The sequence below is a fragment of the Duganella violaceipulchra genome (assembly GCF_019166075.1).
Classification (GTDB): Bacteria; Pseudomonadota; Gammaproteobacteria; order Burkholderiales; family Burkholderiaceae_D; genus Rugamonas; species Rugamonas violaceipulchra.
Map to the genome: position 1 here is coordinate 1 of NZ_JAHTGR010000017.1, position 22,258 is coordinate 22,258.

The 22,258-nt window shown below is 62.5% G+C and carries 20 protein-coding genes; 7 read left to right on the top strand and 13 right to left on the bottom strand.

Annotated features, from left to right (window positions below; genetic code table 11):
* Positions 1-199 precede the first annotated feature (199 nt).
* Complete coding sequence (locus tag KVP70_RS25940) at positions 200-634, top strand: hypothetical protein (RefSeq protein WP_217945314.1); 435 nt, start codon at positions 200-202, stop codon at positions 632-634.
* 137 nt (positions 635-771) lie between these two features.
* On the opposite strand, the gene KVP70_RS25945 is transcribed toward KVP70_RS25940, so the two are convergent.
* From KVP70_RS25945 to KVP70_RS25955, 3 genes are all read right to left on the bottom strand, one after another.
* On the bottom strand, positions 772-2,190 hold the full coding sequence (locus tag KVP70_RS25945; protein ID WP_217945315.1) for a tyrosine-type recombinase/integrase: 1,419 nt from the start codon (positions 2,188-2,190) through the stop codon (positions 772-774).
* A gap of 542 nt (positions 2,191-2,732) precedes the next feature.
* Complete coding sequence (locus KVP70_RS25950) at positions 2,733-2,993, bottom strand: helix-turn-helix domain-containing protein (RefSeq protein WP_262311791.1); 261 nt, start codon at positions 2,991-2,993, stop codon at positions 2,733-2,735.
* 373 nt (positions 2,994-3,366) lie between these two features.
* The gene (locus KVP70_RS25955) at positions 3,367-3,636 is read right to left on the bottom strand and encodes a hypothetical protein (RefSeq protein ID WP_217945316.1); all 270 of its coding nucleotides are present in this window, start codon (positions 3,634-3,636) and stop codon (positions 3,367-3,369) included.
* A 458-nt stretch (positions 3,637-4,094) separates the two neighbouring features.
* On the opposite strand from KVP70_RS25955, the gene KVP70_RS25960 reads away from it, so the two are divergent.
* Positions 4,095-4,340, top strand: coding sequence for a hypothetical protein (locus KVP70_RS25960; RefSeq protein WP_217945317.1), 246 nt, complete (start codon positions 4,095-4,097; stop codon positions 4,338-4,340).
* Between the two features lie 177 nt (positions 4,341-4,517).
* Here the strand turns inward: KVP70_RS25960 and KVP70_RS25965 are convergent, their stop codons facing one another.
* The 7 genes from KVP70_RS25965 to KVP70_RS25995 form a co-directional block, all read right to left on the bottom strand.
* On the bottom strand, positions 4,518-4,955 hold the full coding sequence (locus KVP70_RS25965) for a YeeE/YedE family protein (protein ID WP_217945318.1): 438 nt from the start codon (positions 4,953-4,955) through the stop codon (positions 4,518-4,520).
* Position 4,956: 1 nt separating this feature from the next.
* Positions 4,957-5,391 (bottom strand): YeeE/YedE family protein, encoded by a 435-nt coding sequence (locus KVP70_RS25970; RefSeq protein ID WP_217945319.1) that lies wholly within the window; start codon positions 5,389-5,391, stop codon positions 4,957-4,959.
* Positions 5,385-5,723, bottom strand: a complete 339-nt coding sequence (locus KVP70_RS25975; RefSeq protein WP_217945320.1) for an ArsR/SmtB family transcription factor — start codon at positions 5,721-5,723, stop codon at positions 5,385-5,387. Before KVP70_RS25975 ends, KVP70_RS25970 begins: the two co-directional genes overlap by 7 nt.
* A 90-nt stretch (positions 5,724-5,813) precedes the next feature.
* The gene (locus tag KVP70_RS25980) at positions 5,814-6,236 is read right to left on the bottom strand and encodes a hypothetical protein (RefSeq protein WP_217945321.1); all 423 of its coding nucleotides are present in this window, start codon (positions 6,234-6,236) and stop codon (positions 5,814-5,816) included.
* Positions 6,237-6,282: 46 nt separating this feature from the next.
* Positions 6,283-6,780 (bottom strand): TPM domain-containing protein, encoded by a 498-nt coding sequence (locus tag KVP70_RS25985; protein ID WP_217945322.1) that lies wholly within the window; start codon positions 6,778-6,780, stop codon positions 6,283-6,285.
* A 2-nt stretch (positions 6,781-6,782) separates the two neighbouring features.
* Positions 6,783-7,634 carry a TPM domain-containing protein gene (locus KVP70_RS25990; RefSeq protein ID WP_217945420.1) on the bottom strand — a complete coding sequence of 284 codons (852 nt, stop codon included), beginning with the start codon at positions 7,632-7,634 and terminating at the stop codon, positions 6,783-6,785.
* Positions 7,635-7,639: 5 nt separating this feature from the next.
* The gene (locus KVP70_RS25995) at positions 7,640-8,257 is read right to left on the bottom strand and encodes a LemA family protein (protein WP_217945421.1); all 618 of its coding nucleotides are present in this window, start codon (positions 8,255-8,257) and stop codon (positions 7,640-7,642) included.
* Positions 8,258-8,654: 397 nt separating this feature from the next.
* Here KVP70_RS25995 and KVP70_RS26000 point away from each other — a divergent pair, with 397 nt between their 5' ends.
* Both KVP70_RS26000 and KVP70_RS26005 read left to right on the top strand, forming a co-directional pair.
* Positions 8,655-11,765, top strand: a complete 3,111-nt coding sequence (locus KVP70_RS26000) for a TonB-dependent receptor (RefSeq protein ID WP_217945323.1) — start codon at positions 8,655-8,657, stop codon at positions 11,763-11,765.
* 109 nt (positions 11,766-11,874) lie between these two features.
* Complete coding sequence (locus tag KVP70_RS26005) at positions 11,875-13,392, top strand: tryptophan halogenase family protein (protein ID WP_217945324.1); 1,518 nt, start codon at positions 11,875-11,877, stop codon at positions 13,390-13,392.
* 45 nt (positions 13,393-13,437) lie between these two features.
* On the opposite strand, the gene KVP70_RS26010 is transcribed toward KVP70_RS26005, so the two are convergent.
* The 3 genes from KVP70_RS26010 to KVP70_RS26020 all read right to left on the bottom strand — a co-directional run bounded on the left by KVP70_RS26010 (position 13,438) and on the right by KVP70_RS26020 (position 18,763).
* Positions 13,438-15,882 carry a GH92 family glycosyl hydrolase gene (locus KVP70_RS26010; protein WP_217945325.1) on the bottom strand — a complete coding sequence of 815 codons (2,445 nt, stop codon included), beginning with the start codon at positions 15,880-15,882 and terminating at the stop codon, positions 13,438-13,440.
* Positions 15,883-15,996: 114 nt separating this feature from the next.
* Complete coding sequence (locus tag KVP70_RS26015; RefSeq protein ID WP_217945326.1) at positions 15,997-18,030, bottom strand: glycoside hydrolase family 97 protein; 2,034 nt, start codon at positions 18,028-18,030, stop codon at positions 15,997-15,999.
* A gap of 202 nt (positions 18,031-18,232) precedes the next feature.
* On the bottom strand, positions 18,233-18,763 hold the full coding sequence (locus KVP70_RS26020) for a DUF2939 domain-containing protein (RefSeq protein ID WP_217945327.1): 531 nt from the start codon (positions 18,761-18,763) through the stop codon (positions 18,233-18,235).
* Positions 18,764-18,971: 208 nt separating this feature from the next.
* On the opposite strand from KVP70_RS26020, the gene KVP70_RS26025 reads away from it, so the two are divergent.
* The 3 genes from KVP70_RS26025 to KVP70_RS26035 are packed head-to-tail and all read left to right on the top strand — an operon-like array spanning position 18,972 to position 22,250.
* Complete coding sequence (locus KVP70_RS26025) at positions 18,972-19,727, top strand: ABC transporter ATP-binding protein (RefSeq protein ID WP_229225100.1); 756 nt, start codon at positions 18,972-18,974, stop codon at positions 19,725-19,727.
* Positions 19,720-22,125, top strand: coding sequence for an ABC transporter permease (locus KVP70_RS26030; RefSeq protein ID WP_217945328.1), 2,406 nt, complete (start codon positions 19,720-19,722; stop codon positions 22,123-22,125). The genes KVP70_RS26025 and KVP70_RS26030 overlap by 8 nt, the downstream gene beginning before the upstream one ends.
* Positions 22,126-22,136: 11 nt before the next feature.
* Complete coding sequence (locus tag KVP70_RS26035; RefSeq protein WP_217945329.1) at positions 22,137-22,250, top strand: YdgA family protein; 114 nt, start codon at positions 22,137-22,139, stop codon at positions 22,248-22,250.
* Positions 22,251-22,258 lie beyond the last annotated feature (8 nt).

Below are 22,258 nucleotides of genomic sequence, written 5' to 3' on the forward strand. Positions count from 1 at the left end.
GCCTCCAGGCCGACCTTGCCCTTGAACTCCGCCGTGTGCACCCGCCGTTTTTTTCCTTCACTCATTTGCTGTCATCCTTTCACGGACCACAGCTTAAACCATCGTCTCAGATTCGGGATCCACTATAGATGAAAAAATACGAAGGCTTGAAAAAGAGCTGACCGAAAAAAAATCTGCGCTTGCCGCTGCAAATTCGTTAATGGCAGAAGCTACCGCTAATACACCTTTTCTTCCCGGAAGTGTCTATCCCGTAGGAATCGACAAGATTCACATCGGCTCAACGCGCGAACAGGTCGCCGAAGCCTTCCCAAACGCAAAATGGACTGAGGATGACTATGTTTCTGTACAGTTCAACCATACACTGTTTTCTAGCGCTGCATATTATTTTAGTGGTGACAAGAAAAAACGATACGTTTCTAGCATATTATTTTTCTTCGGAAGCAAATCTCCATTGACCACTGACGCTATAAAAAATCGGTTTAGTATTCTCTTTGGCCCGCCAGCGGCCACCAGTCGTCGGGGTGAAAATTGGTGGAGAGCGACGCCTAGAGAAGTCATCGTAATGGATGTCCCTGGAACATATTCGGTTAGGCTTGGCAGTTACGTCCCATATTGGGCATCGACAAATCATTAGGTCTTAACTGAGCAAAGACAAATGTCTGATTTGGTGCGGTAACCGACGTTGGCTTTGCAAATGACGTAGAAAGAGGATCACTTGGTCAGCAGTGGTCGAACTCATGACACGGCTAATCGGGAATGCTCAACCCCTTTTTATTTATCGGGCAAAGCAGCGTCATTTTCAGCATTAACGATTGCTTCTAACTGCCGCCCTAGCTTGTTCCAAGCGTCCCGTTTTTCACGAGCATAGTCGTAGTGCAGGTAGTGGCGGCGAACCTTGCTTCCCGCCAGTACGTGGTTTTGGCAACGGTCGATGACGTCCAGGGTGATGCCGAGACTTTGCATCAGTGTGGCACCCGTCCTGCGCAAGTCATGCGCGGTCCACGCGCCGTACTTCCCACGCTGCAGCACAAGACGATCGTCCTGGCGGCGATGCGTCATCTTGGCGCGAGGCCCGCCGTCGCGCCCGTGCTTGAACATGGTTTGCCGGTCGCTGATCTGTTTGGTGATCGCTCGCGGGGAAATGTGGAGCGTGCCCATGTAGTTCGGGAAGCACCAGTCGGTGTCCCCGCTGCAATCGTACAAGCGGCGAAAATATCGCAGCGCGAAATCGGATAGCGAGATCGTCAGACTGCTGATGCGGTCCTTCACGTTCTCCTTTGGTATAAACCATTCTGCGCGCTCGAAACTGACGTGTTCCCAGCGCGCCATGGTCAGCTCGCCGACCCGGCACAGGGTCGACAGCATGATCCAGATCGCGCATTCGGTTGTGATTTCGATGGGCTGCACGGCGGTGCGTCTGTTTGCAGCTTGCGCATATTCCTTCCGCGCGCGGTCGAGGACGCTGTGCAATTCGTGAATCTCGGCAGGGGAGAGCACCCGCTCACGCACGCCGCGCGGATCGAAGTCCGGGCTGACGATGCGGCCGATCTCGATCAGATCCATCGGGTTGCCCTCGACGAGTAGGCGGCGCCACGGCTGACGCTCCTGTGCCCAGTTCAGCATCTGCTTCAGGTTGTTCCTCAGCGAGACGGCGCTGCGGTTGGCGCCACGTGCCACCATGGTACGCAGCACGTGACGCAGATCGTGCTCCGTCAGTGCGCGGACGGCGACGCCGCCAATCTTGGGCAAGACGTCGGCATTGAACTGCCGTTTCAATTCTGCGTTGTCGTTCCTGCGCCGCACGCCGTCCAGCAGCCAGACGTCGAACATGTCGCGCACCGTCAGGCCTGCCTCGCGTTGCGCCTCGACCTGGGCCAGCTTCGCTTCCAGCATCTCCTGGACCTCGATCTTCTGCACCTTTTTTACCGTGGCAGGATCGGCTCCAGTGGCCGCGCGGTCGCGCGCGGCATCGCGGGCTTCCCTGATCTGCGCCAAGCTGTCATGCGGCCAGGAGCCGCACGAAATGTCGTGCAGCTTGTCGCCATGCCGGTAGCGGTAGTAGAAGGGGATGGTGAGCGTATTGTCGGCCTTCACGCGTACGCGCCCGAACAGTCCGCCATCATCCCGGACGATGAGTCCGACTTGTTTCGTCGTAATCGCCAACAAATCCTTCTGTGTGATCCTAGGCATCTTGTATTCCAGAACGTCAGCCCTGCAATGGGCCGGAGGTTTTTACAAGGGGTCGCAAGAGGAGCAAAAAATACCCCAACAAATACCCCAACAAGACGCTCGGCTAGGACTGGATGAGTACGGATGGGTATAGACGCATGGTAGCGCCAAGCCATTGATTCTTAATGATGTTGCTCAATGGATGGACGTTCCCGGACGCTAAAGGAAGAGTTAACTCGGCCATGGGGTGCAAGGGGTCGGAAGTTCGAATCTTCTCGCCCCGACCAAAGAAAATGTAGTAAGGACAAGGACTTACGATTCATCTGGATCGTAGGTCTTTTTTCTTTTCTGGGCCTGTACACTAGCTGACCACAGTGTGGCGCTTCCCGAATGCATCGCTGATGGACGTGGCGGCCGAGGCGCGTGTGGAGCTGGCGGGCAAACTGCGGAAAAACATTTGTACAGCGGTGCTCCTCTAGGCGCCCAGCAAAATTATCGCGCCAATGCAAAAGCCCGCTGCCAATGGTAGCGGGCTCGTTTATGGCCGGGAGTAAGAAATCTTACTACGCCGCTTCTAATTCCCTTACGCTGAAATGAACGCACAAGCCCAAGGCCGAAACAATGTTGACGAGTGCGTCCAAATAAAAGCGAGACACTCGACCACGCAAGAGATCGTTCACTCGAGGTTGAGCAACGCCGCAGTGCTCAGCTGCCTCTGCTTGTTTCCATCCATTGTCACGAATGATTTTAGTGATCAAGAGAATCAATTCGCCACGGGCCTGCAGGTTGGCGCCCCGCCTGGGGTGTCTGCAAGGGCATCCCACACATTGCTAAAAATCTCAACGTTTTCCATTTTGATCTCCGCCAATCTGGACCTTGTGAAGTTGGAAACCTACATCCTGCATTGCATTGCATCGCCAGCAAAATTGCGGATTTGCTTCAGGCTATCCCCACAAGAGCTAATTTTTTCATTTGGCGTTGATCAAATTCGAATAAGCATTTATATCCATATCAGGATAATTTACAACCGTCATCGTCGTCCGAAATCAGTACCGATGACCCAAATGCTTGTGTTTTCCTCGACATTGCTGATATGATGGGGTCATAGGCGGATCTCGTTCGCCTTGAATTAAGTTCACCGCGCACCGATTGCCGCGGGAGCAAGCCACCCTAGAGGTGGCTTTTTCTATTCCAAGGCTACTCTTCTGTCGCCGCTTCTTCGATAGCAACCCGAACGTTGTCAGCGAAACCGAGATATTTTACGTCGCCGTTTGGTCCATCTTGATAGAAAGTATGGACTCCATCATCGTGCTCTGCGGTCCATATTTCTACCTCAGCGCGGTCTGATGGGTCTTGTGCGCTAACCGCGTCAATAGTCTGCCGTGAGCCAGGCTGCAAATGTTTGATGACGTTTTTGGTCCGCTTTGTTGCAAGCGGGATATACGCTGCTTCGATGTGATTAGGCATGGATTCTCCTCGTGATAATTCATGGTAGTCGATCGCTGGATATGTCGGCGCGCAGCTGGCCGGGGAGGGCCGGATGAGCAATACCACGCATTCGCCCAAGGAAACCGTGAGGGGCATACATGGAGCGCCGCACGCACGCGCCGCTGGACCCACCGCCAACGGGCGAAGAGATCCGCCGGCAGCTCGGCTGGCACCTGGTTCCGGCGAGTCGACAGCCGGACCGGGAGCTCGCGCGGTGTACTTGGGCCGTTGGAACAGGATCTTATGTGGTCAGACAGACCGGTCAGGCTGCACACTGTCCTTGGTGTTAGGCTGCGCACAGACCTACGAAACCTGATAGTCCATGCTGAAATGGTGTGTTTGTAAAGAGGTTGGCGCCGATGCCTAGCCCGACGGGTGCCTTACGAAAGCGACGCCTCGGGCCGATGTAGACGATTATCTAAGCGCGCGGAGGCAGCATGCTGAACCTCACAGATAAAATTGAAAGATTTCTCAAGCAAACCGGTGCTCTTATCAAAGACAGCGATGGACAGGATGTACTGCGGGGACTGAGCTATTCAGAGTCCAGCTTTTTCATTGAATACGAGCAAAATGAAGACCCGTCAAGTGCTGAGCGTGAGCTATATCTGCAATTGAGAAAACGTCACCTGTCCGCACGGCTACACGCGATGGGCCTTAGCGCGCCCGTCCATTTTTACAATTAAGCGTATGGCCATGGGCGCACCCCGACCATTGCACAGGTTGCGGGCCTCGCAGATCAAATCTCGAAGCTGAAGGGCGGGGCTGCACAGATCAGCTGGTCATGGCCGAGTGGCTTGTTGTGTTTCGCGAACGCGGCGGCGGCAAACATACGCGCCATTCCCGCGCCCATGCAAATCCCTTCACTGCGGGCGTTGTGTTGTGCGCAACTTAACCCGTTCAAATATTTCGAAGAGGCCCATTCCCGCTACCATGGCGGCCACGAAGCCGATCGCCTTTGGATATCCCGCACCCAACGCAACCAGCGCGGGGCCGGGGCAGAAGCCCGCCAGGCCCCAGCCGACGCCGAAGGCGGCGCTGCCCAGTACCAGTCGCAGCGTCACGTCGGCGCTGGCCGGCAGTTGGACGGGCAATCCGAGGAAGGAGCGCTTGCGGCGTTGGGCTATCAGAAATGCGAGCGAACCGATGGCGATGGCGCCGGCCATGACGAAGGCCAGGGAAGGATCCCAGCGCCCAGCCAGGTCGAGAAAATTCTGCACCTTGGCGGGATTGGCCATGCCAGAGACCATCAATCCCGCGCTGAAGAGCAGTCCCGCGAACAGCGCGGTTATTGCGCTCATGTCAGCCTCCAATCACATGTCGTTGCACGAAGACCGTGAGGAACCCAGCCGCCATGAACGTCAGCGTGGCGACCAGGGAGCGAATCGACCCGCGCGAGATGCCGCAAACGCCATGGCCGCTGGTGCAGCCGCTGGCATAGCGGGTGCCGATGCCGACCAGGAAACCGGCGACCAGAATTTCGTTCCAGTTCGCCTGTATGTCGGCAATGGACGGCTTACCGAGCAACCCCGCGATCACCGGACCGGCAACCAGGCCGATCAGGAAGGTCAGGCGCCAGGCCATGTCCGCGCGCGGAAGGCTGAGCAGGCCCCCGAGGATGCCGCTGATGCCAGCGATGCGGCCGTTGAACAGTATCAGCACGGCCGCCGCCGCGCCGATGATGAGCCCGCCCACCAGGGACATGGCGGGGGTGAAGTTGGCGAGGTCAATCAGCATGTGGTCTCCACTGAGGTATCGGCGCAGAATTGTTGATACAGCACGGCCATGACGGCCAGGGCCTGTTTGTTCGCCACCGAATAAAAGATGCTTTTGCCATCACGGCGCGTGCTCACCAGGCCGCTTTCACGGAGCACGGTCAGTTGCTGCGATAGCGTGGGTTGCCGGATGCCGAGCAGCTTTTCCAGTTCACCCACGGACAATTCGCCTTGCGATAGCTGGCACATCACTAGCAGGCGGTCCTGATTGGCAAGAACCTTGAGCAGCGCGCAGACGTTCGCCGCGGCGGCCTGCATCACGCTTGGGTCGATGGGGGGATGGGTTTGCTCCATGGGGCACCTGAGATTTCAATAGAAATCAGTATATCACTAAATATAATATAAGTGAGTATAGCTTGTTTCACCCAAGGAGACCATCATGCCTCATTTGGACGCCGGCGCCGCTTCCTTCACACCTTGATGTTGCACCATCTGCTCCATCATCATCTGCATCATATCCATGCGCTTTTCCATCATGTCGGGGCGCATCATCATGCCGCCACCGGCCTTGCCTTGATGCTTGTCGCTCGCCGGCGAAGCATCGGCGGCGCGCATGGCCTTCATATTGTCCTGCATCGCCTGCATGTGCTCCTGCATCAGCTTTTGCCGTTCCTTGGGGTCGGTGGTCGCCTGAATTTTCTCCATCTGGCGCTGCATCTTCTGCATGTTTTCCATCATGCCGGCTGATGTGGCGTCCGGCGTCTTTTTTTCCTGCTGTGCAGGATCTGGATGATGCGGGTCTGCGGCGCCAGCGTGGGATACGCTCAGCAGCGCGGCGAGGAAGGTAATTGCGATAGTGGTTTTCATGGTCGTTTCCTGGTTAGATTTTCGTTCTGGTTGTTTGATTCACGGGTTAAAGCACCAGCACCTGGTTTGGCAATTCGTTTTTCACCTCGCCATCTGCCGGATAGTGCTGCTTCAAATGGAGGGTCACCGCTTCGATGCCGCTGAGCACCCCGGCCTCATAGTCCCCTTGCCTGAAGGCGGTCTCCATCTGATGGCAAATCCTTTCCCATTCGTGCGCACCGGCTTTGCCGTGAATGCCGCGGTCGGCGACAATCTCGACGCTGCGGTCGGCCAGCAGCAGGTAGATCAACACGCCGTTGTTTTGCTCCGTGTCCCATATCCGGTATTGTGAAAATATATCGATGGCACGCGCCCTGGATGACTGGTCGCTGAACAGTGGCGAGCCGTCCAACGCGGCTTCCACCACAAAACGAATTTCGCCGGCATGGGTACGCTCGCTGTCGGCGATTGCATTTTCAATCGCGCTCAGCGCCTCCGGTGGAAAGGTGCGTTTGATGTTCCGGCGTGTCGTCAACAGATGCCGCACCAGGCGTTGAATGTCCATCGCTACCATCTCCCTGAAGCGCCACCGCCACCAAAGCTGCCGCCGCCTCCGCCGAAGCCGCCTCCGCCTGAACCGCCACGACCGAATCCGCCGGCGACACCGCCAAGACCCCGTGCGAGCATGCCGCCGCCAAGCAAGGTGAACAACAACGCCAGCGCGCCCGCGCCGACGGCAATGTAGACCGTTCCCGCCAGCAGCCAGACGACGCCGGCCACCGCGCCGCCGGTGAGTACGGCGGCGGGAAGCCTGCCCAGCAGGGCGCGCAACACGCTGCCGATGGTGAACACCAGGATGAAGGCGACCGGCAGGTAGCGTTGCGCGCCGTCCGCGCGGTCCAGCCTGGTTTCAGGCGCCGGCAATTGCTCGCCGTCGACCAGCCGCATCATCTGCCCGGTGCCGGCGGCAATGCCGCCATAGAAATCGCCTTGCTTGAAATAGGGCGTAATGATCTCGCTGATGATGCGCTTGCTGGTCGCGTCATTGAGCGGCCCCTCCAATCCGTAGCCGACTTCGATGCGCAACGCGCGATCGTTCTTGGCCACCAGCAGGATGGCGCCGTCGTCGATTTTCTTGCGTCCCAGCTTCCATTGCTCGGCGACGCGCAACGCGTATTGCTCGATCGTCTCCGGCGCAGTGGTGGGAACGATGAGGACGGCGAGCTGGCTGCCTTTCTTCGCTTCAAACGATTGCAGTGTTTGTTCCAGGCTGTTTGCCTGCTCGGCTGTCAGCGTCGCGGTCTGATCGGTAACGTGTCCTGTCAATGGCGGCACGGCGATTTGAGCGCCGGCGCTGAACGGCACCCATAGGGCGAAGGCCAGCAACGACGCCGATGCCGCGCGCCTGGCGCCGGCCATCGTCGTCATTTTGTCTGCTCCTGGGCGCCAGCTTGAGGCTTGGCGGGCGCGGATTTGAAATCGACCATCGGTGGCTTGCTGATTTCCTTTTCATTCTCGACCGAGAAATTGGCTTTCGTCTTGTAGCCGAAGGCCGTCGCGGTCAGATTGGATGGAAACGAACGCACGGTGACGTTGTATTCCTGTACCGACTGAATATAGCGATTGCGCGCCACGGTGATGCGGTTTTCAGTGCCTTCCAGCTGCGCCTGCAGATCCCGGAAATTGGCATCGGCTTTCAGCTGCGGGTAGTTTTCACTGACCGCAAGCAGCCGCGACAACGCACCGGACAACGCGCCTTGCGCCGCCTGGAATTTTGCGAAGGCGGCCGGGTCGTTCAATACTTCCGGCGTGACTTGCAGCGACGTCGCGGCCGCCCGCGCCTGTGTCACCTGCGTCAGCACGTCTTGCTCATGCGTGGCATAGCCCTTGACGGTATTGACCAGATTGGGGATCAGGTCGGCCCGCCGCTGGTATTGGTTGACCACCTCCGACCAGCTCGCCTTGATTTGCTCGTCCTGGCTTTGCAGGGCGTTGTAACCACACCCCGACAGCCCAAGTAGGGCCAATATTGCTAGCATCATCCACAATTTACGCACTTTATTTCTCCCAATATCTGCAGTGTTGATCTGGTCTGGCCCCGTCTAACCTGGCATGTTCGCTCCAGACTAGTCGTCTGACGATTGACTTTCTATGACGCAGATCAAAACAGACGGGGAAGCCGTCCGGCAGCCGGCTGTCGCACGCCCACCTCACTTGTTTCCTAAACAACGCTAAACTTCATGCAAACTTTGAAAGTTTGTAGAGCCACCATCGCTTCTTCTGTATAAATCTTTCTGGTTGGAATGCGGTCCCCATCGATATGCAAGCGGCTTTTGAGTCGTTTAGGAAAACTTCAGGGTTCGCGTTGCAATGCGGTAGCCAGCTACCGCCAAATAATAAATACAGCCCCTCGTTGGGCACACGACCAGGAGACAGCACATGACGTTAAAAACCCCTCACGCTGCACGCCAGCGCCGCTGGACCAAGACGCCGATCGCCACGGCCTTGAGCCTCGGCCTGATGACCCTTTCCAGCGCCCACGCGCAAACCGCGCCAGCCGATAAACCCGCCGAGAAAACCGCCGACGGCAAGCCGATCGACTCCGTGGTCGTCACCGGCTACCGCTACGCGATCGAGAAAAGCCTCGACCAGAAGCGCAACGCCAACGCCATCGTCGACGTGGTCACCGCCGAAGACATCGGCAAGTTCCCCGACAAGAACGTGGCCGACGCGCTGCAGCGCGTGCCTGGCGTGATCATCGACCGCAGCGGCGGCGAGGGCAAGAACGTCAGCGTGCGCGGCCTGTCGTCGGAGCTGACGCTGACCCAATTGAACGGCAACTACATCGCCACGGCCGAGTCCAACGGCGATCCGACCCGTTCCTTCAACTACATGCTGATGCCGGCCAACATGCTGTCCAGCGCCGAACTGTTCAAGACGCCGGAAGCGCGCATCGACGAGGGCGGCATCGGCGGCACCGTGATCCTGCACACCCGCCGTCCGCTGGAAGTGAAGTCGGGCACCGGCTTCGTTTCCGCCGAGGGCACCTGGGCCGACACCAGCAAGAAGACCGACGGCCAGTTCTCCGGCCAGTACGCGTGGCACGACGAGGGCAACCGTTTCGGCGTGCTGGTCGGCTACACCCAACAGAAGCGCACCACCCGCACCATGGGCGCCAGCACCGAAAACTGGCAATGGTATGGCGACGACTACGACGCCCATCCGGCCACCGACGTCAACGGCAAGCCGTCCAATATGAACAGCTACTGGTGGGGCCAGTCCGGCTTCAAGGACCAGAGCGGCAAGAAGTACACCAACTTCATGATGCCGACCGCGGTCGACTTCGACGTCAAGACCGAGGAACGCGAACGCAAGGGCGGCCAGCTGACCCTGCAGGCCAAGCCGGTCCGCAACCTGACAGTCACCGGTAACTACTTCCGCTTCGACCTGTCGCAGAACTCGCAGACCAACACGCTGAAGATCCCGGAATGGAACCTGGCGCGCTACGACGGCGACGGCAACTGGGCGGGCGGGCGCATGCTCGACGGCCTGACCTTCGACCGCAGCGGCACCATCGTCACCGGCGCGCAATACAGCGCGCACCCTGGCAAGACCTACTACTGCAGCGGCGACCAGGCCAAGGCTGGCGGCCTGACCAACACCGGCGGCTTCGGTCCGGACGATTGCACCATCCCGACGCCGCAGATCACCGGCAGCTACAACCGCGAAAAGGCGCTGTCGCAAACCGCCGACATCGAAATCGAATGGCACGGCGACTCGCTGGACGCCACCTTCAAGGGCGGCCGTACCTGGGCCGGCGGCGGTCCGGACCTGCAATTTGCCATGCCGATCAAGCCGCGCCTGCAAAACGCCGACGGCAGCTGGACCCTGGGCAACTACGCCAGCGCCTGGAGCACGGCCGGCAAGCCGAGCATGACCTTCTCGCCGGAACTGATGGCCAATCTGCAAAAGGGCATCGGTGAAATCGATCTCGGCTCGACCAGCTCGTCGTGGACCCACAACAGCACCCAGCAGAAATACGCCCAGGCCGACTTCACCTGGCACGCCGACAGCAACTGGCTGGACTCGCTGCAATTCGGCGGCAAGTACCGCGACGGCGGCACCCACCGCAGCACCGGCAACAACTACTGGGTGTGCAAGGGCGCCGATCCGACCAACTACGACAAGCGCTACCAGGCTGGCTGCGATCCGACCGCCAACAAGTTCCAGTCGCAGTTCCTGTACGGCCAATCGCTGGACAACCTGGCCGGCGGCATCAGCGCCAGCGCCTTCCCGGCGATTAACTACCCGGCCTACATCGGTTACCTGAACCAGACCTACGGCGCCATGCAGACCCGCAACGAAGACAACTTCGTCTACAACGTCAACGAGAAGATCTCCTCGACGTATTTGCAGGCCAACATCAAGACCGACCGTCTGCGCGGCAACGTCGGCCTGCGCGTGGTGCGCACCAAGCAGCATGCCGATTCGACCGACCGCGTCGACAACTACAACGACTACTTCTTCAACGGCGCCAACGGCAGCCCGGCGCCTTGCCAGGCGGGCGGCGCTCCAGCGGTCGGCGCGCCTGCCGGCTCCGGCTGCACCAGCGGCTTCACCCGTCTGCCGGACAGCACCGCGCGCAGCTCGTCGTTCGTGCTCAGTTCGCTCGACCGCAACTACACCGACGTCCTGCCCAGCTTCAACCTGGCCTTCGACGTACGCAAGGACCTGCTGCTGCGCATGGCCGCGTCCAAGGTGGTGTCGCGGCCGAGCTACGGCGACATCGCGTCGCCGGGCGGCTTGCAGTACTACAGCCAGGAATACGTCAACGACCGCCGCCTGATCGGTGGCGGCGACAAGCAGGGTTGGTTCGGCGAAGGCAGCAACAAGCAGCTCGATCCGTACAAGGCGACCCAGCTCGACCTGGGCCTGGAGTGGTACTTCCACCGCGGCTCCGTGCTCGGCGCCGACCTGTTCCGCAAGAACGTCAGCAACTTCGCGGTGCCGGTGGTGCGCGACGTGACCATGAACGTGGGCGGCCAGACCGTGACGGTGCAGAACTACTCGACCAGCGCCGGCGGCCGTAACGGCGTCTCGCAGGGTATCGAGATGTATGCGCAGCACACGCTCGATTCCGGCCTCGGCTTCCAGGTCAACTACACCTACAACAAGACCAACCAGGCGGCCATCACCCTGAGCGACGGCACCGAGATCGGCAAGTCGCCGCTGGTCGGCAGCGCCAAGAACCAGGCCAACATCACCGTGTTCTACGAAACCGACAAGTATCTGGCGCGCGCCTCGTACAACCGTCGCGGCGAAGTGGTCAACGGCCTGGTCAACGGCTTGAACGTGTATTCGGAGCCGTACAGCCAGGTCGACGTGAATGTGGCCTACAACCTGACCAAGGAGCTGAGCCTGACCGCTTCGGTGCTGAACCTGACCAGGGAAGAGACCCGTTCCCACCTGGGCAGCGACACCAAGGATCGCTTCTACTCCAACGGTTACACCGGCCGCATCGCCTACTTTGGCTTGAACTACAAGTTCTGATACCTTCCTCCCGCCCCCTCGCGCCCGTTGGCGCGAGGGGAGGTTCCCGTCGGCGCCTGCCTGTTTTGGCAAGCGTCGACTTTTTTGCTTCTGCAAGGGATAAAGAAAAATGACAAACAACCGTATCCAACGCGTGGTCGTGGTCGGCGGCGGCAGCGCCGGCTGGATGGCGGCTGCGGCGCTGGCCACCTACCTGGGCAAGCAGGCTTCGGTACGCCTGATCGAGTCCGAGGAGATCGGCATCGTCGGCGTCGGCGAAGCCAGTGTTCCGCATATCCGCATGTTCAACAGCCAGATGCTGGGCATAGCCGAGACCGAGTTCGTCAAACGGACCCAGGGCACGGTCAAGCTCGGTATCGAGTTCAAGGATTGGTCGCGCATCGGCGACAGCTACATCCACGGTTTCGGCGTCATCGGCCGTTCGCTGGGGCCGCTGCCCTTCCACCAGTTCTGGCTCAAGCTGTTCCAGTCCGGCCGCGCGGCGGCGATCGGCGACTATTCGGCCCAGACGGTGATGGCGCCACAGGGCAAGTTCGTGCCCGGCGTCGGGGATGCGCCGCCGAGTTCGCCGCTGTCCGACATCGCCTATGCCTATCACTTCGACGCCAGCCTGTACGCGCGCTTCCTGCGCGAGCTGTCGGCGCAGCGCGGCGTGCAGCGCATCGAAGGCAAGATCGTCGGCGTCAACCAGCGCGCCGACGATGGCTATGTCGAATCGGTGACGATGGAAAATGGCGACGTCGTCGAAGGCGAGCTGTTCATCGATTGCTCGGGTTTCCGTGGGCTGCTGATCGAGCAGACCCTCAAGACCGGCTACGTGGACTGGACGCACTGGCTGCCGTGCGACCGCGCGATGGCCGTGCCCAGCGAACGCATCGACCCGATCGCGCCGTACACACGCGCCACCGCGCGCGCGGCGGGCTGGCAGTGGCGCATACCGCTGCAACACCGCACCGGCAATGGCTATGTGTATGCGAGCCGCTACCTCGGCGACGACGAGGCCGCCGCGACCTTGCTGGCCAACCTGGACGGCAAGGCGCTGGCCGAGCCGCGCCCGCTGCGCTTCACGCCCGGCATGCGCAAGAAGTTCTGGAACAAGAATGTGGTGGCGCTGGGCTTGGCCAGCGGCTTCCTGGAGCCGCTGGAGTCGACCAGCATCTATATGGTCCAGTCGGGCATCAGCCGTCTGCTGTCGTTGTTTCCCGGCCGCGATTTCAATCCCTTGCTGGCCGAGCGCTTCAACCGCGAATCCGCGTTCGAGTACGAGCGGGTGCGCGATTTCCTGATCCTGCACTACCACGCGACCGAACGCAACGACACGCCGTTCTGGAACTACTGCCGCACCATGTCCATCCCGGACAGTTTGAAGGAGGCGATGGATTTGTTCCGCAGCGACGGGCGCTACTTCCGCAACGGCGACGATTTCTTCGCGCTGCCGAGTTGGGTGCAGGTGATGCTGGGCCAGCGCATCATGCCGCAAAGCTACCATCCGATCGTGGACGATATGCCGGAAGAGAAGTTGGTGCAATACGTCGAAGGCATGCGCGCGACGTTGGCGCGGGCTGTGGCGGCCATGCCGACGCATGGGGACTGGATCAACCGGTATTGGAAGGCGGCCGCGCAGTAAGTAAGCCGGGTGGCGGCTCGCTGCCGCCTCCCGGCATGTCCTGCGTTATGGACGTTGTGGCTCGCGCAGATCGGCGGGCAGGGCGTCCGCCTGCGTCCCCCAGGTTTGGGCGGCGGCATCGCTGCCCAGCTTCATCTGGATCTGTCCACCGGCGTTGAGCTGCTCCCAATCCAGCCAGACCTGCGGCCGTGGCTGGCCATTCCAGCGCACCTGCTCGATCGCCATCGGCGCCTTGCCGTTGGCCGCGTTGCTGTTGATGCGCAGGGTCTTGCCATTGCCGATGTCAATCTCGGCGCTGGCGAATTTCGGCGCGTGCAGCAGGAAGTGTCCGCTGCCCGGCATCGATGGGTACAGACCCAGCACACTGAACACATACCACGCCGACATCGTGCCCAGGTCGTCATTGCCGGTGACGCCGTTCGGCGCGTTGGTGAACAGCGTCTCGGCCGCGCGCAACACGGTGCTGGTCTTCCACGGCTGGCCGACCAGCGTGTACATCCACGGCGCGTGCAGGTCAGGCTCGTTGTTCGGGTTGTAGCGGTACTGGCTGTAGTAGTTGTACGGCCCCATCACCCAATCCTTGCGCACCGCCTCGTAGGGATTCTTGCGCAAGGCGTCGTAGGCGAAGAAGGCGTCGAGACGGCGCGCAGTTTGCGCGCGTCCGCCCATGGCCGCGACCATGCCGCCCACGTCCTGCTGCACCAGCCATTGATATTGCCATGCCGTGCCTTCGTGGAAGCCGTGTTCGGCGCGCGGGCTGTAGCTGCCATCGAGTTCGGCGAACCATTCGCCGTCGGTCATGCGCGCGCGCGGGAAGCCCTTGAAACCGAGTTCCTTGTCGTCCGCCGCGTCGTCCCACACCTTGTGCCAATTGCCGGCGCGCTTGCGCAGCAGCGCGGCGTCATCATGCTTGCCCAGCGCCTCGGCCATGTAGGCCAGCGCGCCGTCGGCCTGCGCGTATTCCAGCGTGGCGGAGCCGCCGTGGTGCGGATCGACATCCATGCCCTTGGCGCGGAAGGCGCGGTCGTACTGCACGTAGCCGTTTTCCAGGTAGCTCGGATTGCCGGCCCGGCCTTCGCTGCGGCTGCCGAACGGCGGCGTGCCGAAGGCGTTTTCACGCAGCGCCGTGTAGGCGCGCTGCTCCTGGCCTTTCAGCGCGCCGAAGCGCCACAGGTCGACCAGGAAAGGCGTCACCGGGTCGCCGGTCATCACGTTCGATTCGAAGTTGGCGTAGCCCCAGCGCGGCAACCAGCCGCCTTGCTCGCGTGTCTTCAGCACCGAGTCGGCGATGTCGCGCGCGCGTTCCGGCCGCAGCAATGCCAGCAGCTGGTTGTGGGCGCGGTAGGTGTCCCACAGCGAGAAGAACTCGTAGTAGGTGGAGCCGCTGGCGTTGTGCAGGGCGTCGTCGTAGCCGCGATAACGGCCGTCGGCGTCATTGCCTGTCAAAGGCTGCAGCAGCGCGTGATAGAGGGCGGTGTAGAACACCGTGCGCTGGTCCTTGTCGGCGCCGCCGATGCGCACCGTGTTCAGTTCCTTCTGCCAGGCGCGCTGCGAGGCCTCGCGCATCGCGTCGAAGCTGCGCGGCTGCGTGCCTGCGTAGGCGTCGGCGTGCAGGTTGCGGCGCGCGCCTTCGGCATCGACGTGGGAGATGGCGCTGATGGCGGTGACGGCCTTGCCGTCTTTCAGGTCGAAGGTGAACCATGCGCCATGCGGACGGCTGTCGCCTTGCTGGCTCACGCCGCGCGTGCCGGACGTGCCGCCGGCGTCGCTCCACACGCCGTGCGTGCTGAAGGGACGGTCGAACTCCATGCGGAACCAGGTCGCGTACTGGGCGCCGCCGCAAAAACTCTTGGTGACGATCTTGCCTTCGATGGCGCGGTCGCCGACTACCTGCAAGGTGCTGCCCACTACCGAGTGGCGCTCATTGGCCTGGCCGACGTTGACCAGCACGTGGCCTTGGCGGGCGGTGTCGGCGAAGGTGTAGCGCTCGGCGCCGGCGCGCGTGAGCGCGGTGGTTTCGGCGACGATGCCGTCGTAGTCGGTGAGCTTGATCTTGAAGTAACCTGCCGTGCCGACTTCGCCGTCATGGGTGTAGCTGGACGCGTACTTCTTCTGGTCGAAGCTGGCCGGCTTTGTGGTGTCGAACCTGGCGCCGGGGCCGATGTCGCCGGTCACCGGCAGTACCGACAATTGGCCGCCCTGTTCCCAGCAACCCGCGCCGGACAGGAAGAAGTGGCCGAAGCCGCGGATCTTCGGGTCCAGGTAGCGCCAGCCTGCATAGTGCTCGCCGATTGGGCTCAATTGCAGCATGCCGAAAGGGGCGGAGGCGCCGGGGAAGGTGTTGCCGTCGTCCTGGGTGCCGATGAAGGTGTTGACCGGGAAGCCCGATTCCGGCGCCGGTGCAGGTGCAGGTGCAGCGACGGCCCAGAGGCTGGTCATGGCCAGTGCGATGCTGAGCGCGAGCTGGCTGGTGGTGCGGTGTTGCGTCATTGAGCGTCTCCAGTTGGTATTGTAGTTTTTCTGTTTATAGCACTTGAACCCTGCGGCGGCGAGGCCGGGGCGGCGCGAGTCGCGGAGTTTAGTGCGGTTTTAGTAAACATCGCCCTAGTCGATCGCCTTGAAGCGGATCGCGGCGCCGCCGCCGGCCGCCAGCCAGAGCTTCATCGTCTGGTCGCGTTGTGCGGCCTTCTTTTCGATGACGATGGCGTAGGGATTGGTTTCCCAGTGCGCGTCCGGGCCGTCGCGGTAGATCTCGGCCTGGTAGCGCTGGCCCGGCGCGAGGAAGTCGAGCTTGAGATCGAGCGTGCGCGCCGTTTCGTTGGTCAACGCGCCGAGGAACCAGTCGCGGCCCTCGCGCTGCTGGCGGGCGATGGCCACATACTGTCCCACTTCGCCGGCGATGGCGCGGCTCTCTTCCCAGTCGGTCGGAACATCGACGATGAACTGGAAGGCGTCGCGGCGCGCCTCGTAGTTCTCGGGCAGGTCGGCCGCCATCTGGATCGGGCTATACAGCACCACGTACAGCGACAGCTCCTTGGCCAGCGTCGAGCGCACGCGGTTCTCCGACTGCTCGCCGTTCGGCTTGAGGTTGAAGATACCAGGCGTGTAGTCGAACGGGCCGGAAAGCATGCGGGTAAAGGGCAGCAGCGCCGTGTGCTCGGGCGGATTGGGCGGATAGCCCCAGGCGTTGTACTCCTGGCCGCGCGCGCCCTCGCGCGTGAGCCAGTTGGGATAGGTGCGGCGCAAGCCGGTGTCCTTGATCGGCTCGTGGGTGTCGATGCTGATGTGGCGCTTGGCCGCCGCCACGACGGAGTGCAGGTATTCGCCGGCCATGTACTGGCCGTCGTGCCATTCGTAGCGGGTGATGCCTTCGGCGTCGACGCGCTTGATGCGGGCGTTGTCGGTGACGTAGCCGGTTTTTACCTGGGTGACGTTGTTGTCGCGGTAGTAGTCGAGCGCACCGTCCATCTGGCCGGCGTAGTGCGATACCGCGCCCGAGGTCTCGTGGTGGCCGATCAGGCCCACGCCCAGTTTCTTGCCGTAGGCGGCGATCTGGCGCATGTCGAAGTCCGGGTAGGGTTCGGTGAAGCTGAAGCGGTCGCCGTTGTCCTGCCATTCGCCGTCCCAGCCCACGTTCCAGCCTTCCACCAGCACGCCGGAGAAGCCGTACTTGGCGGCGAAGTCCATATAGCGCTTGGTCTCGGCCGTCGTCGCGCCGTGCTTGGGGCCCGAGGCCCAAGTCTTCTGCCACAGTTGCATGGCCCACCAGATGCCGACATATTTGCCTGGCTTGACCCAGGAGACGTCGCCCAGTTTATTCGGTTCGTTGAGGTTGAGGATCAGGTCCGAGTTCAGCAAGCCTTTGGCGTCGGGCGATACCTGCACCGTGCGCCACGGCGTCTTGAAGGCGCCTCGGGTCTTGACGCGGCTGCCGTCGTACCACGGCGTGAGGTCGGCCTTGAACACGCCGTCGTGCTGCTGGTTCAGCGTCATCGACGCGTAGTCGGTCAGCGCCGCCTCGTGGATCGACAGGTGCACGCCGGACGGCAGGCGCAGCGTGAATGGCGTTTCCACGTGCGGCGCGTCCTTCAGCAGCGTGGAGCGGTACAGGTATTCCAGGCCGCGCCAGGCGCGCGCGGGAATCCACCAGGCGCGCGTCTTGTCGGCGTCGGGGATCTGGAACTCGGTGGCTTCGTCGACGATCTCGATCTCGCCCGGCATGCCCGCTTGTTCGGGCACTTCGTAGCGGAAGCCGATGCCGTCATTGAACACCCGGAAGCGCACCGTGAATTTGCTGCGCGCGTCGAGCGCGCGCGCGAAGTCGACGCGCAGCTCGTTGTGCTGGTCGCGCACCATCTTGCGCTCGCCCCAGGGCTGGGTCCAGGTGGTGTCGGCCTTGTCGCTGGCGGTGGCGGTGATGTTGTAGCCCTCGCCGAACGAGGCGCCGCGCTTGAACACCATGCCGAGGTGGGAGGGCGTGATGACCGGCACGCCGCGATAGGTGACGCGATAGGTCGGGTTGGCGCGGTCGTCGCTGACGCTGACCACCAGCGCGCCATCGGGCGAACTGACGCTGGTGTCGCGCGCGTGGGCGAGGGGGGTGGCCAAAGCGAGTAGCAGGAGATAGGCAGGTTTCATTTTAGTTTTTGACGGCCGTTTATGAAACTGGCGGCAGTTGCTTGTTTTGATTGCGGTATTCTCACCTACCCAGTTGGCAAAATCGCGGAAAACAGGCTGGTATGGCGCAGTTTAGGAAGGATTACTAAACCTTAAAAAAACGGCCCGGTCGCGTCTGCGAGCGGGCCGTTCTGAGACTTGGTCAGCGTTGTTTTCGGGGCGACTACCTTTTCATGGCGTCGGCGGGTATTTCGATGGAGGTCAGCTTCCAGTCCCATAACCCGAACCGACGCAACGTCAGCGCGCCTTCGGAACCATCGGTGTCGGCGCGGCGCAGGATCACTTTGCTCCAGCCCTTGAACGATAATTTATAGTTCGGCTTTTCACTTGCCCCGGACGTGCCGGTTGCCGTATCGGGCGCCGTCGGTGTGCGTTGCATCAGCGCGATCAGCCCTGCGGGCGAGACCAGCGTATCGATCATCGGTCCGACCATGGCCGCGCCCAGCGCCTGGCCGACGCCGGCGAATGGGTTGGACTTCAATTCAGGTGCATCCATCGCAGCCATGATGCCGCCCAAGACCTGGCCTTTCAGGTTTTCCCGAAGGGCAGGGAAGTCGACATGGTCGGAGATGGCCTCCGCGTCGCGTTCGGCGATGGCCGTTCGGATCTGATAGAGGGCAATGTAGGGCGAGCCGAAGGTAATGACCAAGGCGATCGTAGCAACCGCAACGGCGCTGAGCGTAAGTTTTTTCAAGGATGTTCCGGGTATCGGCAGGGGCGTGCCGTGGCGCGGTTTGATTATATGGAATCGTGACAACTATGAAACTATCCAATTGTTACAAAAAGTGTTGCAAACCGCCGTTGATGTTGGCTACTTTACAAAACTTCACGCAACGGAGATAAAACGGCAATCGCCCGTCGGTTTAATGGCTGCAGTACCAACAAACCGACGGAAACCAACCATGACAACATCCGCAGCGGCGCGACCCTTGATGGTCTTGCGCGATTTGAGCAAACGTTACGACAGCAGCGCCGGCAGCCTGATGGCGCTCGATGGCATCAATCTGGAGGTGCAGGCCGGCGAGTTCGTCGCCGTGGTCGGCAAATCGGGCAGCGGCAAGTCGACCCTGCTGAACCTGGCCAGCGGCATCGATACGCCATCCTCCGGCGAAGTCTGGATAGACGGTGCCGCCGTGCACGGCATGCGGCAATCGGAGCTGGCGCGCTGGCGCGGCCGCCACCTCGGCATCGTGTTCCAGTTCTTCCAGCTGCTGCCGACGCTGACCGTGGCCGAAAACGTGATGCTGCCGATGGACTTCTGCGCCACCTACCCGGCGCGCCAGCGGCGTGCGCGGGCGCTGGCCTTGCTGGAGCAATTGGATATCGGTGCGCAGACCGACAAGCTGCCGTCGGCGCTGTCCGGCGGCCAGCAGCAGCGCGCCGCGATCGCGCGCGCGCTGGCCAACGACGCGCCCATCCTGGTGGCCGACGAGCCGACCGGCAATCTCGATAGCGACACCACGCGCCAGATCATGCAGCTGTTCGCCGGCCTGGTCGAACAGGGCAAGACGGTGCTGATGGTGACGCACGAACGCGACTTCAGCGAATACTTCACGCGCGTCGTCACGCTGGCCGACGGCCGTATCGGCAGCATCGGCGCGCCGCGCGACGGCGTGGCCGGCTTCGACACCAGCGCGAACCGGGTGCGTCATGCTTAGCCCGCGCTGGCGCAAGCTGTTGCGCGATGTCGCACTCACGCCGGGCCGCGTGGCGCTGATGGTGCTGGCGATGGCGGCCGGCGTGTGCGGGCTGGCCACCATGTTGAGCAGCTACACCATCCTCACGCGCGAGACTAGCCGCAACTACCTCGATACCAATCCGCCCTCGGCCACGCTGCAGCTGGAGCGCATCGACGCGCCCCTGCTGGCGGCGATACGCGCCTTCCCCGGCATCGCCCAGGCGCAGGCCAGCGGCACGGTCGGCGTCACCCTGGCGGGCGAGGGACCGGCGCTGCCGCTGACCATCTTCGTGGTGGACGATTTCAACAACCTGCACATCAACACCGTGTATCGCGAGCAGGGCGCGTGGCCGCCGCCTGACGGATCGCTGCTACTGGAGCGCGAGGCGCTGCGCCTGATCGGCGCGACCATCGGCCAGCGCCTCGCCGTCAGCACCGGCCACGGCGCGCTGCAGACATTGCTGATCTCCGGCACCGTGCACGACCCGTCGTTGCCGCCGGCCAGCCGTGGCCAGACCGTGTACGCCTATGCCACGCCGGCCACCGTGGCCGCGCTGGGGCTGGACGGCAGCCTGCGCCAGCTGAAGCTGACCGTCAGCGAGCAGCCCATGAATGTGGACGCCATCGAAGCGACCGTGGCGCGGCTGGCCGTCTGGCTGCGGCAGAACGGCCACGCGGTGGAGCGCATCCGCATTCCGCCGCCGGGCGAGCATCCGCATCAAAAGGTCATGAGCTCGATCCTGGCGATGCTGTTGGTGTTCAGCGGCGTGGCGCTGGTGCTGTCGGCGGTGCTGGCGGCGACGGTGGTGGGCGGCATGCTGCAGCAGCAGCGGCGCCAGATCGGCGTGATGAAGACCATCGGCGCGCGGCGCTCGCAGATCGCCGGCCTGTATCTGACGCTGGTGCTGGCCCTGGCAGGCGTGGCCACGGCGCTCGGCATGTCGGCCGGGCTGGCGGCCGGACGCGCGTTCTCGCGCGTGGTGCTGAACCAGATCCTCAACTTCACCATGCACAGCGGCGCGGTGCCGCACTGGTGCTATCTGCTGATGATCGCGGCCGGGGTGCTGCTGCCGCTGGCGATCGCCGCGCTGCCGATCGCGCAAGCCAGCGCGGCGACGGTGCAGGCGGCCATCAGCGACAGCGGCAGCCATGGCCAGCGCTACAGCGCGCCGGCGGCCTGGCTGGACCGGCTGCCGCTGGTCGACCGCAGCCTGTTGCTGGCGCTGCGCAACAGCCTGCGCCGGCGCGGCCGCCTGCTGCTGACCCTGGGCTTGCTGGCGCTGGCCGGCGCGATGACCATGAGCAGCCTGAATATCCGGGCCGCCTCCGCGCAGCACCTGGTCGACGCGGCGGCCGAGCGCCACTACGACATCGAAACCACGCTGGCCCGTCCGGCGCCGATCGCGCAGGTCAGCCAGCTGCTCGCGGCGCTGCCGCAGGTCGCGCTGGTCGAGGCCTGGGAGCGCAGCGGCGTGGCCCGCCAGCGCGCCGACGGCCTGGAGATCGAGCGCGTCTATCCGGACGGCGCGCACGGCACCTTGGCGGTGCAGGCGGTGCCGGAGCAGAACGCCACGCTCAAGCTGGAGATGCTGGCCGGCCAATGGCTCGGCGCCGGCCAGCCGGACGAGGTGGTGTTGAACAGCGCCGCGCTGGAGTTCTTCCCGCAGGCGCGGGTGGGCGGCAGCGTCGGCATCGCCGGCCATGGCCGCACGCTGACCTTGCGGCTGGCCGGCATCGCCCGCCAGGACATGACGGCGGCCACGGTGTTCGTCTCGGCACCGACCTATGCGCGCATGGCCGGACGGCCTGGGCAGGCTGCCAGCTATCGCATCGTGCTGCGCGCGCACGACGAGGCGGCCATCGCGGCGGCCGCGCGCCAGATCGGCCGCACGCTGGCCGCCGCCGGCATCGATGTCCGCATGAACCTGACGGAGACCATGCTGCGCAAGGAGGTCGACGGCCATTTCGACCTGTTGATCGCGGCCATGCTGTTCATCGCGCTGTTGATGGCGGCGGTCGGCCTGTTCGGCCTGGGCTCGGCGATGGGCAGCAACGTGGCCGAGCGCGGGCGCGAGTTCGGCGTCATGCGCAGCATCGGCGCCAGTTCCGCCGTGGTGCTGCGCAATGTGTTGTGCGAGGGTGTGCTGGTGGCGTTGATGAGCGTGCCGCTGGCCTTGGCCTTGTCGCTGCCCTTGTCGGCGGCGATCGGCGCCTATCTGGGCGAGCTGCTGTTCGGGCTGGCCTTCCCCTTGACCGTGTCGGGCGCCGGCGTCCTGGCCTGGACGGCGATGGTGCTGCTGGGCGCCTTGCTGGCCAGCGGCTTGCCGGCCTGGGCGGCGTCGCGCCTCAGCATACAGCTATCTCTTGCCAGTCTTTGAAAGGAAACACCATGAAAAAATCCACCGTGGTGGCGGCGCTGATCGTCGCCGCTTGCATCGGCCTGTATGTCGGCGCGCAGTATCTCGACCTGGGCGGCCTGTTCAAGCGCATGCACGGCATGTGAGCGCCGCG

Bases quoted from the DNA above. Each gene is read 5' to 3' on its own strand.
- KVP70_RS25970 (WP_217945319.1), bottom strand. From the start codon at position 5,391: ATGCTGATTGACCTCGCCAACTTCACCCCCGCCATGTCCCTGGTGGGC.
- KVP70_RS25945 (WP_217945315.1), bottom strand. From the start codon at position 2,190: ATGCCTAGGATCACACAGAAGGATTTGTTGGCGATTACGACGAAACAA.
- KVP70_RS26005 (WP_217945324.1), top strand. From the start codon at position 11,875: ATGACAAACAACCGTATCCAACGCGTGGTCGTGGTCGGCGGCGGCAGC.
- KVP70_RS26030 (WP_217945328.1), top strand. From the start codon at position 19,720: ATGCTTAGCCCGCGCTGGCGCAAGCTGTTGCGCGATGTCGCACTCACG.
- KVP70_RS25985 (WP_217945322.1), bottom strand. From the start codon at position 6,780: ATGGACATTCAACGCCTGGTGCGGCATCTGTTGACGACACGCCGGAAC.
- KVP70_RS26015 (WP_217945326.1), bottom strand. From the start codon at position 18,030: ATGAAACCTGCCTATCTCCTGCTACTCGCTTTGGCCACCCCCCTCGCC.
- KVP70_RS26035 (WP_217945329.1), top strand. From the start codon at position 22,137: ATGAAAAAATCCACCGTGGTGGCGGCGCTGATCGTCGCCGCTTGCATC.
- KVP70_RS25955 (WP_217945316.1), bottom strand. From the start codon at position 3,636: ATGCCTAATCACATCGAAGCAGCGTATATCCCGCTTGCAACAAAGCGG.
- KVP70_RS25980 (WP_217945321.1), bottom strand. From the start codon at position 6,236: ATGAAAACCACTATCGCAATTACCTTCCTCGCCGCGCTGCTGAGCGTA.
- KVP70_RS26025 (WP_229225100.1), top strand. From the start codon at position 18,972: ATGACAACATCCGCAGCGGCGCGACCCTTGATGGTCTTGCGCGATTTG.
- KVP70_RS26010 (WP_217945325.1), bottom strand. From the start codon at position 15,882: ATGACGCAACACCGCACCACCAGCCAGCTCGCGCTCAGCATCGCACTG.
- KVP70_RS25960 (WP_217945317.1), top strand. From the start codon at position 4,095: ATGCTGAACCTCACAGATAAAATTGAAAGATTTCTCAAGCAAACCGGT.
- KVP70_RS25940 (WP_217945314.1), top strand. From the start codon at position 200: ATGGCAGAAGCTACCGCTAATACACCTTTTCTTCCCGGAAGTGTCTAT.
- KVP70_RS25975 (WP_217945320.1), bottom strand. From the start codon at position 5,723: ATGGAGCAAACCCATCCCCCCATCGACCCAAGCGTGATGCAGGCCGCC.
- KVP70_RS25995 (WP_217945421.1), bottom strand. From the start codon at position 8,257: ATGATGCTAGCAATATTGGCCCTACTTGGGCTGTCGGGGTGTGGTTAC.
- KVP70_RS25990 (WP_217945420.1), bottom strand. From the start codon at position 7,634: ATGGCCGGCGCCAGGCGCGCGGCATCGGCGTCGTTGCTGGCCTTCGCC.
- KVP70_RS25965 (WP_217945318.1), bottom strand. From the start codon at position 4,955: ATGAGCGCAATAACCGCGCTGTTCGCGGGACTGCTCTTCAGCGCGGGA.
- KVP70_RS26000 (WP_217945323.1), top strand. From the start codon at position 8,655: ATGACGTTAAAAACCCCTCACGCTGCACGCCAGCGCCGCTGGACCAAG.